Origin of the sequence: Metallosphaera yellowstonensis MK1 (assembly GCF_000243315.1) — an archaeon.
GTDB lineage: Archaea > Thermoproteota > Thermoprotei_A > Sulfolobales > Sulfolobaceae > Metallosphaera > Metallosphaera yellowstonensis.
Genome location: NZ_JH597770.1, coordinates 792,600 through 805,752, shown reverse-complemented (window position 1 = coordinate 805,752; position 13,153 = coordinate 792,600). Strand labels below are relative to the sequence as shown.

Annotated in this window: 8 protein-coding genes and 1 pseudogene; 3 read left to right on the top strand and 6 right to left on the bottom strand. The window is 48.6% G+C overall.

Annotated features, from left to right (window positions below):
* Positions 1-158 precede the first annotated feature (158 nt).
* The 3 genes and pseudogenes from METMK1DRAFT_RS19615 to slaB all read left to right on the top strand — a co-directional run bounded on the left by METMK1DRAFT_RS19615 (position 159) and on the right by slaB (position 5,936).
* Positions 159-359 (top strand): annotated as a pseudogene (locus tag METMK1DRAFT_RS19615) (hypothetical protein).
* 138 nt (positions 360-497) lie between these two features.
* On the top strand, positions 498-4,640 hold the full coding sequence (slaA, locus tag METMK1DRAFT_RS15240; RefSeq protein ID WP_009075872.1) for an S-layer protein SlaA: 4,143 nt from the start codon (positions 498-500) through the stop codon (positions 4,638-4,640).
* 39 nt (positions 4,641-4,679) lie between these two features.
* Positions 4,680-5,936 (top strand): S-layer protein SlaB, encoded by a 1,257-nt coding sequence (gene slaB, locus METMK1DRAFT_RS15235; protein ID WP_009075869.1) that lies wholly within the window; start codon positions 4,680-4,682, stop codon positions 5,934-5,936.
* A gap of 8 nt (positions 5,937-5,944) precedes the next feature.
* On the opposite strand, the gene METMK1DRAFT_RS15230 is transcribed toward slaB, so the two are convergent.
* The 6 genes from METMK1DRAFT_RS15230 to METMK1DRAFT_RS15210 all read right to left on the bottom strand — a co-directional run bounded on the left by METMK1DRAFT_RS15230 (position 5,945) and on the right by METMK1DRAFT_RS15210 (position 13,077).
* Positions 5,945-6,988 carry a glycosyltransferase gene (locus tag METMK1DRAFT_RS15230; RefSeq protein WP_009075867.1) on the bottom strand — a complete coding sequence of 348 codons (1,044 nt, stop codon included), beginning with the start codon at positions 6,986-6,988 and terminating at the stop codon, positions 5,945-5,947.
* A 300-nt stretch (positions 6,989-7,288) separates the two neighbouring features.
* On the bottom strand, positions 7,289-8,251 hold the full coding sequence (locus METMK1DRAFT_RS15225) for a hypothetical protein (RefSeq protein WP_009075865.1): 963 nt from the start codon (positions 8,249-8,251) through the stop codon (positions 7,289-7,291).
* 251 nt (positions 8,252-8,502) lie between these two features.
* Positions 8,503-8,631, bottom strand: a complete 129-nt coding sequence (locus METMK1DRAFT_RS19610) for a hypothetical protein (protein WP_009075864.1) — start codon at positions 8,629-8,631, stop codon at positions 8,503-8,505.
* Between the two features lie 17 nt (positions 8,632-8,648).
* Entirely contained in the window at positions 8,649-9,866 is a 1,218-nt protein-coding gene (locus METMK1DRAFT_RS15785) for a glycosyltransferase family 4 protein (protein WP_009075862.1), read from the bottom strand.
* Between the two features lie 9 nt (positions 9,867-9,875).
* Positions 9,876-11,909, bottom strand: a complete 2,034-nt coding sequence (locus tag METMK1DRAFT_RS15215; RefSeq protein WP_009075860.1) for a hypothetical protein — start codon at positions 11,907-11,909, stop codon at positions 9,876-9,878.
* 166 nt (positions 11,910-12,075) lie between these two features.
* Positions 12,076-13,077, bottom strand: coding sequence for a glycosyltransferase family 2 protein (locus METMK1DRAFT_RS15210; protein WP_009075859.1), 1,002 nt, complete (start codon positions 13,075-13,077; stop codon positions 12,076-12,078).
* Positions 13,078-13,153: the final 76 nt, after the last annotated feature.

Here is a 13,153-nt window from a genome sequence, read left to right as displayed (position 1 = left end):
ATTCCTTCATTGAATAAGTCTAAACCGAGAGATATATTACAATTTGCAAAGGAGCCCTGAATCACCCCGTGGGGGGTTAGACTGTAACTCTTTCACGTAACTACTCGTTATTTTCAATTTTCTAAATATCGTTTTGACGTCGGTCATGTTCATGTAGTATTACCCAAGAATTCTCTCTTGATGATCTCCCAACCGATGACGGGCACTGCTCACGAGGATGGGAGTGATTGGATGGGAGGGTATTGAAGTTTCCCTCGACTAGCCCCAACGAATTGAGGGTGACCGTGTATGATCCCTTAAGAGGGGTGCCCGTGGCGGAATTAGAAGTGATTAAAGAAGGTAAGTTACGCCACGGGTAAACACTTTCATGGAGTTTCACGAGTTTATATTTAACCTCCCGTCCTCTCCCCTAAAGATCCTGACCCATCTGGTGTATACACCAGTAGTCATCCATTTTTTATATTTTAACGAGTTATGCTCAGATCAGTGAATAATGTATGCATGACAAGGCAATGAGATATCTCTCGATCCTCCTAGTTTTCTTGATGGGAGGTTCATTCCTATTTGGTGTAATACCACAAGCACAGACCAGTGGATCAGCTGGAGGAGTAACCATCTCTATAAGTAGCCAATGGGTAGGTCCTGCGCAAGTAGTTCTGGTGGCGGTGTATAACCCCAACGTGCCTCAGAACCAATATGGTGCAAAGTATGTGGAGGGGAACCTCACAGTCACAGCTAACGGTGTCACGTTACCTTTGAACAGTGACCACATAACTAACGCCTCAACAGTGTATTACTTGCAAAACGGAGGGCACTACTTCTGGTTCTTCATCACCTTGACTCCTACTACCACTCCAACCACAATAACCCTTCAAAACGGAGAGACATTAAGTGCGAGTCTTACAAGTAGTAACCATGTCAGTCTCACCGCTGGTTTGACCATCAATAGCACGTTAGACAATGTCAACCTGACTAATCCTTATCTTACCTTCAAAAGTGGTGTAGGAACAACCAATGGTACATCTGGAGTGTTTCAGATGATGTTACCCAGTACCTTCCCCAATAATCTTGTAAGTACTTACGGCCAAGTTGTAACAGGAGGAGGAACGGTAAATGTCACCGACCTCTATTACTTCAGCTCCGCTTCCACCATAACCATCTCATACAGCACTGGGGCAAGCGTGACCGTAAACAACTTCATAGCGAACACCAACAGCTATGCCCCCACTTTGACGAACACTGAGAGCACCGTACCCCTTAACTCCACCTGGGAGGACTTCTTCGTGGATAATGTAATGCAGGCAAACCCCCTAGTTGGAGGAAATGGTGGATTCTCAATAACGGTCAATGGAAAGATGGAGAATCCGGTAATTCAGAACGTGTCCTACTTAGCCATAATGAATGGCGTCTATGTGAACACTAGCGTCTTTGAGAATAACCCCATCTCCAACGCACAGGCTATGTTCGGTTACGGAAATGTATACAACGGTAACTTCAGTATTTACACTACGTCGGTAATAACCAGCACCAACAAGGCTTATGATACCCTTGAGAACGGCAAGTACTCGCCAGCCAACGTTACAGGCTCTCAATACGCAAATCTAGTGAGTGTATCCCGACTATTCACCACCAACACTCCTATTACGATCTACGTAGACGACTGGTTGAACTTCAATGCCTCGGCTTCCGTGACTGGGACCATAAGGGAGACCGTACCTCAGCCCATCTCTCTCTCGGTACAGAAGGGACAGAACATGACTGTCAGTGCCTTCGACTACATAATCAACTACAGTGTGGACGAGAGCATAACTGTATACGTCTCCCTTCAGGGGCCCACAGGTAGCAAGTACTTAAACACTACTGTAACGCTACCTGAATCCTACCCTGGTAGTGGCGTCTTCACCCTGCCTACGGTGTTACAAATAGGCAGTAAGCCGAGTGTAAGCTTCACCAGTAGCAAGGTCACAGTAACCCTACCTCCCTACGATTTCAGTAATACTACTATACTGATCACGGCTACTAACGACATAGGTGCATCGTTCAACTTCTTAGGCTCCACAAAGCCAGTCAATGTGAGTACCCCTGGCCAGATAGTTGTAGGAACTCCTGCCCTAGTACCAATACCCAATGTGGTGGCTGTAGCCAACGTCACCCCATCCATCGAACTTGCCTATAATGAGCCCAACCTGGCCTTCGGGACGGCAACAACGCTCACTATTAGCGGGAATAGTGTGACCTATAATGGAGTATTAGTAGCTAAAGACTATGTTACTGCCGTCCTCCCCAACGGTACCTCAATAACTAGAACCTTGAACGATCTAGGAATTAGTAGGTTAACCTCCGCCAACGGTAACGGCACGTTCTTCATCCTAGTGCCCAGGACGAGCATTGAGGGGTTGCTCAAGTTATCTTACATACCTTCAGGCACCCAGCTGACCTTCAAGATATATGACGAGTTCGCCGCCCAAACCCTATCTGTGACTTACACGTTCCAGACCATCGCACCCAACATAACCATCGAGACTCCAACTTCCACAACGTTCAGTTCCACCGAGACTGCTTATCTTCCACCTCTGCCGTATAATGTGCTTCCAGAGAAGCACTACATAGTGATAAACGTAGGCGATCAGCTTTACGCTCAGACCATACCTTCCTCAGCACTGCAGGCGTCACTTAAGGTCATAGTTGAGAACCCTGCCGGAGTTAAGGTTAATAGTACAACTGCTACTCTCTCCGAGACCTCCCCAGGTACAGGGTTGTTCACAGGAAAAGTTACCTATTACGTCAATGAGAGTAAAGGTCAGTTCTACCTAGTCATTAATAACGTGAACATAACCAACTTAAAGAACGTAGTTAACGGCGGTCTCATAGTCTTTGAGTACACATCTCCAGCGTCTGGAGTTACTGTAAACGCTACGGTGGTGTTGAAGCCCTCCACCTTCACATTGTCCGTGAATCAGACCTCCGCCAATCCGGGTCAGTCTGTTGTGGTATCGGTGACCAGTCCCGGTCTAGTGGAGTCCAGCACCATGAGGTACACTGGCTCTCTGAACATTTACGCCCAATTCGTGGAGTGGAACGGGTTTGGAACTCCCACAATAGTCACGTCGCCAGTAGCCCTCAGCGAAGTATCTGCTGGCTCAGGAACGTTCAGTGGTCTGGTTGTCTTAGGTAACCCCAGCATACTGTCCTCTGGAAATAGGACCTCACTAGTGACCACTGCCGGTTTCACTGTGGCCCCAGGATCCGTGGTCCTGATAAACGCCAACGCCACCATAGGACCCACCAGCACGTCCTCCGCCATAACTCCATATTACCAGCAGCAGTCGATTTCCATCAATACTGTGGACATAGGAGTTTCCATACTCAACCCATCCCCAGCCTCACCCTTCGCCAAGTTACTCATTGAGATGCAATCCCCGCTGTTCTCTTACTACTATCATCCATCTCCAGGGAACTACACTGAATCAGGTCTGTCAACGGCATCCCCCAACTCCCTGACCCTATTAGGTAACCTCATATCCACTGTCTCTACTCAGCAATCTCAACAGCTGGTTACCGGTCCTCAGCTCACGAGCAGTAGTAACGTATCCTTCTACTACAACGGATCCATCTGGATAATGCAGGTACCCATGACATTATGGTCCGGCACTCCGGGCAGTTACGGCATACCCTTGAACGTCAACTTGACTGACGTAGTTCAGGTCACTCACAATGTATACTCGATCCATGTGGTGGAAGTACCTAACGTGACCACGGGTACTGTCACCATAGTTTCAGCCTACTCTGTTCCATCAGTGTCCAGTAATGTTGCCAAGTTGGACGTGAACGGTCTAGTACCACCCGTGATCTCGGTGTTCTTCAACGGTGTCAACATAACCCAGTCTCCCTCTAGTGCAGTACCGTTCCCCAACACTACCGCAGGTGAGCTCGTCAACATAACCGTCTACGCCCCTGACGCTGTCCAGAACCCCTACGTGCCAGGAACTGGAACGACGTTCAACGTGACCGTCGTGAACCCAGCCAACGGAGAGACGACTACCTTGGTCCTGACTCAAATGGAACAGATAAAGAACGGTGTACTGATACCTACCCCGTACTACACTGGACAACTAAAGGTCGTCGAGCCACAGGTGTACACACCAGGAGTTTCGGGAGAGATATCGGCTAAGCCTGGTGTAGTGAACCAGGTAACGGTCCTCATGAACGTTGTTGAGGGGAAGTACTTCAACTTTAACGGCGTACTTCAGCAGCTCACGATGAAGGCTAGCACCTACTTCTATATAGGGGTCATAAAGACCAGTGTCCTAGTGAACCACTTCACGATCATAGGTCCCAACGGCACTCCTGTGACCAGCATGGTTGTAGGTCAGACCTACAACGTGTTATTCAACATCACCGATAACGGCAACGTTAACGAGACTATATACGCTACTCTACAGGTACTGCAGAACAACACCCCAGTGCAAGCGGAGAGCATAGTCGTCGTGAACCTGGTGCCTGGGCAGAGCACTCAGGTAGGATTGAGGTTCACTCCGACCATGTCAGGCAACTACACCTTCGTACTGATACCGTTCTCCAACCCAGAGCTCAGCATACCCTATAACCCAGGTCTCACGGAAGTGGTGACTGCAAGTTAATTTTTATTTTTTAACAAGAATCATGTAAGGTGAAACTTCATGAAACTCAGTTTCCTTCCCTTACTATTGTTGGGATTAGGACTAGCACTCGTCCCCATGGCTCTAGCAGGTACCAGCACACCCATCACCGTGACAACTCAACCAGTGTATCATCCAGGACAGACTGTGTTCATTGAGGGTACAACAGCCCCCAACACCTTAGTGGGAGTAACGATATATAATCCTCAAGGAAAGGCAGTCTACTCCAACACGACCACGAGTAACGCCAACGGCATTTACACGTTAAAGGCCTTCACTTTCCCCAGTCAACCCACCGCTATACTACCTTTCGGAACCTACACTGTAGTCGTGGGAACCAGCACTGGGTTCACCAACTCCACTACTTTCCAGTTCTCCCCCCTGACGGCTACTGTCAACGTCCTGGTGGTCAATCCCCAGGGAATACCTGTTTCAGGGGCCACGGTTACTGCTGACGGTCAGACTGCAGTGACTAACTCCTCAGGTCAGGCGACAATCTCCCTAGCGACCGGGAACTACACCCTCAAGGTGATCCCTCCAGCCCCGTACAGCCCCGCGACACAGACCATCAGTGTGGTAGCTCCTCAGACCTACTCCTTCAAGATAACGGTACAGATACAGCAACTCGCGCTACAGGTAGTCAGTGCAACCTCCCCTAACGTCAACCTTAAGGATCTGACCTCTGGAACCGGGATAACTGTGGTCGGAGGAACGACCCTGACCGTGGAGAGCGTGGTCACTTTCGCCGGACAACCGGTGAGCACCGCGACGGTCACTGCACAGTTCAATGGAACTATGTACAACTTCACCTACACCAACGGAATGTACGTGTTGACCCTCACTATGCCCAACGTCCAATACGAGAGTGACCTCGTCATAACTGCCACCTACGCCGGAATGACCTCCAACACCGTGACCCTCCCGGTAACCGTGAATCAGAACACCGGGGCCCTGATCTCGCAGCTCAACGCAACCTTAAGCAGCCTAGAGACTCAATTGAACTCCCTCAGCCAGAGTGTCTCGTCGCTGACCAGCACCGTGAATAGTCTGACCAGCACAGTCAATAGCTTGAAGACCTCCATATCAACCCTCAACAGCTCTGTCGCCGGACTTCAGGGTAGTGTGTCGACGTTGAACAACGAGTACACCACCTTGAACAGCAGGGTTAACGCCCTCTCAGGTCTCTCAGGCACAGTGGACATAGCCCTGGCTGTTAGCATAATAGCCATAATAATCTCCATCGTCGTGCTGATACTCGTGTTCAGGAAGATAAGTTAGACATTTTTTTAACTAAATTTTTCCAGAATATTCAACATCTTCTCCTTATAGTTCTCCCTGCTGAACATGGTAGACCTGTCCCTCAACTCCCTCCTCACTGACGGAGGGGCCTCAACCCACCCCTTGGCCAACTCCACTGCGTCCTGTATTGACCTGTACTTGAACTCGGGAACGATTTCCGCCCCCCCGCTGTCCTCTGGAACCAAGGGGATCAACCCAGAGGCCATGGCTTCAACGATAGGTATACCGAAGTGTTCCCCTGGGGTGGGGTGAAAGTAGAGGGATGCCCTCGACATTGTTTCCAAGAGCTGTGCCCTACTGGCGTTGGGGAGGAAGACTACGTTGGCCTTAAGCTCTTCCTTCCTTTTCTGTAGGTATTTCAGGTAGCTCTTCCCCTCCATGGCCCCTATCACAACTCCCCTTATACCAGACCTGGCTGAGAACTCCAAGGCAAGATCGAGTCTTTTCCCCTCCTCGAACCTACCCACGGTCACGAAGAACGGCTCACCTGTCTCGTGAAATGCCTTGAGGAAGTCCTGCACGTCCACCGGCGGGTAGATCACCGTGGCTTCAACATCATACACCTCCTTGATCGCCTTAGCTGAATACTTGGAGTTGGCAAGGTAGACGCACCTCTTGGCCTCCGACTTTAGCTTCCCGATCACGGCCTTCATGGGCATGAGGTAAAGCTTCCAAAACAGGGAGGAGGAGTATTTTGACGGAACCGAGGAGAACTCAGGGGCGACTCCGTACACTACGTGAGGCGCGATGTCGGATAAGGGTATAGGGACGCCCATCATGTTCAGGAAGAAATCGGGTCTCGTTTTCCTTGCAGAGTACATAGTCAGTAACCTTTGGTATTTATCGAATCTCCTCAGGTGAATCGGAAACACCCTAACGTTCTTAAACCCGAGGTCGTCCGTGGGGGGAGAGAACGTGGCCAGTGTCACATCGAGGTTCTTCTCCCTCAGCAGCTCTGCACTCACCCTAACCACGAAACCTTCTCCACTGGGAGACTTCGTCACACGATGTATTACAAGAGTTGCCTTCACAGTGGTGATATCGTAGGATCGACCTAAAAATAATATCGACTAACAGCTATTAGATTTTGCCCAGACTACGAGGTGATACGGGCCGTTCAGGTCTCCATTGCGATTTCATTTTGTTTCAGTAGCTTAAGCGTAATAATTGATCATACGTGATCGAGGAGAATTCTTCTCTGCCTCATTGACGTGGCAGGTTACATTCAACTAATTCTACAGTGTTTATTAGATTTCGCCTCGATTACAGGGCGATATTTAAGGGAAAGTCCCATAACTGCTGTAATTCTACATAGAATTCCGTCAGTCGTCTCAACAAGTTACTGGCTCTCTCAGCTCATTTATTTCACGGATTATCTCCTCCCTGGGTTCATAGGTCGACATTGAAAGGAGAGGTCTCATGACCTTAGGGTGATCCTCTACGGGTATCGTGACCTTAGGAAACTCCCTCTTTCCGCTCCCCTGGACCTTTTCGCTCACCTTTATCATCTCCCTCCAGAATTCTTCGTCCTTTAATTCCCTCATCTTCTCCACCATCTCCCTCATCTCCGAGAACCTCATGTCTTTGAACATGGAACTGTGGGTCTCCAACTTCTTGGTCACAATGGATCTGAAAAGTAGGCTATATCTGAACACTGGTCTCCTGGTGTAAACATATCTGTACATGGAGTTCGAGACCCAAAGGAAGTCGTTCAATCTACCATACTTCAACATCATTCCAGCCTCATGTCTCATTACTATCTTGACGGCCTTTAGGAAACCTCCGAAGACGTTCATGGTCCAGCCGTCATGTATCACTCTAACGTGTTTAGAGAGGGGTGCCATCCTAAGGCGGAACTGTTCCCCCCTCAGCAGGGTACCGTAGAAACCGTAGTAGTAGAGTAGATATCCCCTGTAATTAGGGTAGGTCTCGGGTATCAACCTTATTTGGGAGTAAGTTTCCTCGTGAAACACTTCATTGGCTTGAACGTAGTAGACGAAGGTGTTTTCCCAGCCTTCCCTTCTTCTCACCTCGTCCAGTAATTTGTTGGAGACCTCAGCTATCACCTGTCCTCCTCTGGTGTTCTTGGAACTGAAGTTCCAATCTCCCCTGAGAACGATTAACCTGGGGTTTTTGATCCGTGAAAGCACCTTGGTCGTGGAGTCGGAGGAACCATCGTAGATGTACATCTTGTCACATACGTTGAGGGAAGAGAGGATGACCTCCAGGAATGGATAACCCTGTTCAAGGAGGTTATATGATGGCATGAAGCATATTATGCTGAGGGAAGGCATGTTGAACTAGAGTAAGGAGGAAATTAATAGTTACCTTCTGACCTACTCCACGCCATGAAGGCGAGAGTAGCGGTTATTAGATTTCCCTTGAAAACAGGGCGGTAATTAAGGGAAAGTCATGAAACTGCTGCCGTTGCCAACAGTTTCCGATAAGCCGTAAAATTTAGATCATTTACCATCATTTAACATTCCTAGTCCTTTTGACGCTATTAAGTAGGCAGATGCGGTATGCCCTTTCCCTCATTACTTTCTCATGCTACTCGGTTCTGGTCCACCAGGAAGGAGATGGGTTTCTTCATTGCTACGTTGGTGGATTTCCTGATGTTCAGTGCACCGTTGAGGTTGGAGCTCAGTTTGTGTCCTAGGGGACAGTTAACCACTCTTCTACTTCCTCCTCTTAAGTATATTTCCTTAGTACTTCAATCTCTTGTTGGATCACTCTGTCCCAAGAGGAGTGGGACTCAAGAAATCTCTTTAACTCTGGCGTTAACTGGAACCTCTTCGCTCCGCTCAAGTACTCTGAGGCTCTCAGTGCCATTCCCTCGTAATCGAACTCCCTCACTAGTTCCACGTTTGGTAACCCCTCGTACACGAACCTTAACCCTGGAATGTCATATGCCACCACAGGTGTACCGAGGGACAACGATTCCAAGACCACAATGGAGTTGGTGTCGTCGTGGGAGGGGTAAATGAGTACCTTAGCCCTTGAGATCACTTCCCTCTTATCCCTCCCGTCAAGGTATCCCACATGGACTATCACGTCTCTTAATTCGTATTCGTCCACCCTCCTGAGGAACTCCTCCTGGTACTCCTCGAGTCTGCCCAAGATCATGATCCTGAAATTTCTCCCTCCCATTCTCTTCACTACCTCAAGTAGGTCGAAGAGACCCTTGCTAGGAACGAGTCTAGCTGCCATGTAAACCCCGTAGTCTCCCTTCCCCTCAGGTTCTACGAAGGATAGACCCTCCACAGCGAAACCTGGCTCTATGAGGATCTTCTCTCCTGGAACACTACTCAACTTGTCTAAGAGGGCTACCCTGTTCACTCCGGCTATGAACTTGGGGGGAGACCTCCTCATGACGCTCAGAGACCTCTCCCAATATATTGACGTTATCACGCTCTTGGCCAGTCCCAGGTAGAGCGGTTCCTGCCCTATCCTGGCCTTCCAAAGTGAATGCCTTATGGGACCCATGTGAAGGGGAGCAAGATAAGCGTTTACCAGGATCCCGTAGGGTTTTCCCATCATGGACACCTCTGGGCTCATGAAGTTAGGAGCGAAAAGGAAGTCTAGACCTTCCACTTCCCTTCTCAACTCTTTGGCTAACCTCTCGTGGAGAGCTAGACTGACGTAATTTAGTAGGACTTCTTTTCTACTCACCCGGAACCTGGTGAACAGGTCCCTCACGACTTCAGGGACAATGAAGCCCTCTCCTTCTAGGACATCAAGCTTGGATAACACTTTCTCCCTGTCCCCTTGAGTTAGGGCACTCAGGCACGGGAGGAGTTCAATTTGAAAGTGATCCCTGGCCCTCCTCAGGAACTCCCAAACGTGTCTCTCAGCCCCTCCCTCTTTCAATAGGAAGGGAGAAGAGCTCACTACCCCCAACTTGACCATAACATCAAACTACGGGTCAGAGCTTAAGGCTTTACTCTCGCGGACGGATGAGCGAGACCACACTACCTTGAAAAGAGATACAAGAAGTACTAAATAGAACACGATTATGGCGGAATCTGTAATCAAGTTGAAAATCACGTAATTTGAGGTCAAGGTGAATGGCCTTAAGGGGTGGGAAGAGACAACCTCTACTACTCCCCCGTAGTCCCTGACAGAATATCCGTTTACGATCACCTGGGTACCGTAACCCACAGGTGTCACTACTGAAGTTACGTTCCTCAGAGGGTAGATCTCCACCAACGGGCCTCTTATTAATAATTTATAGGTAGGGTCATTATTACTACCTAGGATCGCGAAGTCCCCGTAGTCAGCTATTACGTGGAATCCTGTCCTGTTCTCGAGCATGGTTAGGTTGGCTACGTAGTACGGAGTGTACAGCTTGTTGAAGTTAACGGAGGGTCCTATCCAAAATATTCTCTGTACATTGAGGATTGTCGAGTAGTATTGAAAACCTGTGGTGTTTCCAATGAAGAGCGTATAATATAACTCGACGTACGGGTTCTCCAGGTTGGCGACGGAGGGGAGGGAATCTATCACCACGGCACTCTTGGGGTAGGCCAATAGCGGGAAGACAGGAGGAACACAAGGTTCTGGATTTCTGAGCCCATACACAGTTCCGTTATACGTGTAAAAGGGAAAGTAAAATCGATCTATGGGAGGTACAGAGATCACGGTCTCTCCCTGGATACCTGCGTACAAGGTCTGGTAGCCCTGCTCGACGCTTTGGGGTAGATTCACGTGGTTCCACACCACTGCCAGGTTAGCTTCCATCACTACCCCGCTGAGTAGAGTCAGGAAGATTATCAGGACTAGGGGAAGGTAATGAATCAGTCTAAAGACCATAGGTTTAACTTGGGTTTTGAAGGAGGTAGTCGCCATGGCTAGGAAGACCCCCATGAGGGGATTGTACTCTGATGGATCCACCCCAGCGAAGATGGGGAACGTGTGGGTTATAGTTTGGTAGAGATCCAGGTAGTTCTGAGCGTAGCTCACGAGGGCTACGCTCAGTGAGAAGAAGATCAGGGGAAAGAAGTTCTTTGATCTCAGGAGGAGTACTATGCTGATCAGTCCGTAGATCAAGAGGAGGACGGCGATTAACTGGGAGAACGTGGTGGAGGCCCATGAGAGGAGGGAAATATAATAATAATTGAACTTATTACTTAGAACGTTAAACTCCAGTTGCTGGATCAGGTTAAAGCTAAGGATTCCATAGTTCGTGACTAAATGATTTTCGGCCTCCCTATAGGTGTCCAGTTGGGGTCCTCCTGTCAGGACCAGGTACAGTACATTGAGATGGAACACTGTGAAGAAAAACAGTACCAGTGCCACAGACTTGAGGCTGGATACTATTTTGTCCCTTACCTGTCCCTGCCTCAGGAAGGCGAACATCTCCACGGAGATTAGGGACAGAAGGAGCGCAGGAATGCCAGGCCCGTAAATGCTGAGGATTGTGAGAGGAAGGAGTGAGAGCAAGAGATTCAACCTTGATCTACGGAGTATCCTATACCTATAGTAAAAGGCGATAAACCAGGGGATTGGCCCTATGTACAGAGTCAGAGGGGAATCCCTTATTACGTTCAGAACCCCAGGATTCACCAGGCCCACTGCAGTTCCCAGGATAATGAGGCCCTTGTTTTGGGTTAAGTTCCTCAGGAGGAAAACCAGTCCTAACGAGTAGAATACCAGCCAGGAATAGTACAACAGGTTCGCGGAGTAAGTCCCGAACACGAGGGAATAGAGTACCTGGACCACGGTGAGGCCGGCGTCTAAGGGGACCTGAAATATTGGGGGAAAATAGCTTATTCCCGATAGGGAAGCGAGAATTCCAGGGAGATCTGGTGAACCTATGAAGGCAGGGATTGTGGTCATGTCTGCGTACCCTATGTATCCTCCAGTGACCAGGTTGTGGAACAGGATGAAATCTAGGATGAGCGTTACTAACAGATCTGAATTCCCGGTTACCCAGTTGTCAGAAAGTTTCATTCCTTCATCCCTGTTCGAGTCTCCTAAAATTTTCAAGACCTGCCTAATATTCGTGACGGAACTGTTGAGTTCCTGGATGGGTTATGGAGGGGGGCTCTTTTGCCCTCTTACAAAGGAGTTAAAGCCTCGCCCCTTCCAGAGGAGGGGTGAAGTCTTTTGGTTCTTATCAGGCCCTCTCAAGTTTGAAGATTTTGGTTCTCCGCTTCATCTCTCTGGTGTAAATCCTTTTCAATAGATATCTGCCCAAAGTGTTTGGGAAATATTGAGCGGTGAGGAAGGCCGAGGTCACCAAGAACTGTTTAGCGGAGGGAGATGAACTTAGGTCTGCTAACTGAAGCGTTACCTTGTTGGGAGAGTTATTGATCCTCGAAAGGAGGGCTAAAATACGTTTACTCCAAAGAAACCCGGTCCTCAATTTCCTTTCGATGAAGCACCCCCTAAATAATTTCAACATGATTTCAAGGTCTTCCATATACCTTGGTAGTACCTGGATGTTCCTCTCCACCCACGCTGTGAACGAAGCGTTAGAAAAGGAGGAGTTGGACGCGTGAATCCTGTAAAAGGTGAGTCTTGAGTCCGTTGTAACTACGTCTCCACTATTGCACAGTGCACTGAAGAAAATAAAATTATCTAAGCTGATGTTTATATTATTTATCTCACCTAAATATCTCTCAACTAACTCTCTCCTCACCGCTATGGAACTGTTGTTGAAACCTGCCCTCTTATCATCAAGATACTTCAATTTGACTCTCTTTTCTTCGTCTCTAACTCTACTCGTCTCCTCCACTGGCTCCGCTTGGACCATTGTTCTCCCATTCTCGTCCACTAGGATTGCGTCATTGTGAAAATATGTCACGCGAGGATCTTCAAATACCTTAGCCAACCTTTCTAACCTGTGAGCCTGATACATGTCATCGTCGTCCAGGAACGTAATGATCTCTCCCCTGGAATTCCTTAGCCCCGCCGCTGCTTTATGGCCCAACTTAACGTTCGTGTCCAATACGTTCGTGAACCCACGGTCCTCTATGTACCTGTCTATCTTATCATCAACGTAATTCTTCACCACGATCACCTCGAAGTCCCTGAACGTCTGAGAGTCAAGTGAACGCAGTGCCTCCAGAATGTACTCCCTTCCGTTGTGGCAGGTGACAATGACGGAGATTTTCATGCATGGTAAAGTAGTTTAAAGGGAAAAAGTGTTTATCTGTGGTGTAACTTCTCCTTTCAGCAGTTATGGGAATCTT

Excerpts from the sequence above, each read along its gene's own strand:
- slaA (WP_009075872.1), top strand. The coding sequence starts at position 498 with ATGCATGACAAGGCAATGAGATATCTCTCGATCCTCCTAGTTTTCTTG.
- slaB (WP_009075869.1), top strand. The coding sequence starts at position 4,680 with ATGAAACTCAGTTTCCTTCCCTTACTATTGTTGGGATTAGGACTAGCA.
- METMK1DRAFT_RS15225 (WP_009075865.1), bottom strand. The coding sequence starts at position 8,251 with ATGCCTTCCCTCAGCATAATATGCTTCATGCCATCATATAACCTCCTT.
- METMK1DRAFT_RS15785 (WP_009075862.1), bottom strand. The coding sequence starts at position 9,866 with ATGGTCAAGTTGGGGGTAGTGAGCTCTTCTCCCTTCCTATTGAAAGAG.
- METMK1DRAFT_RS15215 (WP_009075860.1), bottom strand. The coding sequence starts at position 11,909 with ATGAAACTTTCTGACAACTGGGTAACCGGGAATTCAGATCTGTTAGTA.
- METMK1DRAFT_RS15210 (WP_009075859.1), bottom strand. The coding sequence starts at position 13,077 with ATGAAAATCTCCGTCATTGTCACCTGCCACAACGGAAGGGAGTACATT.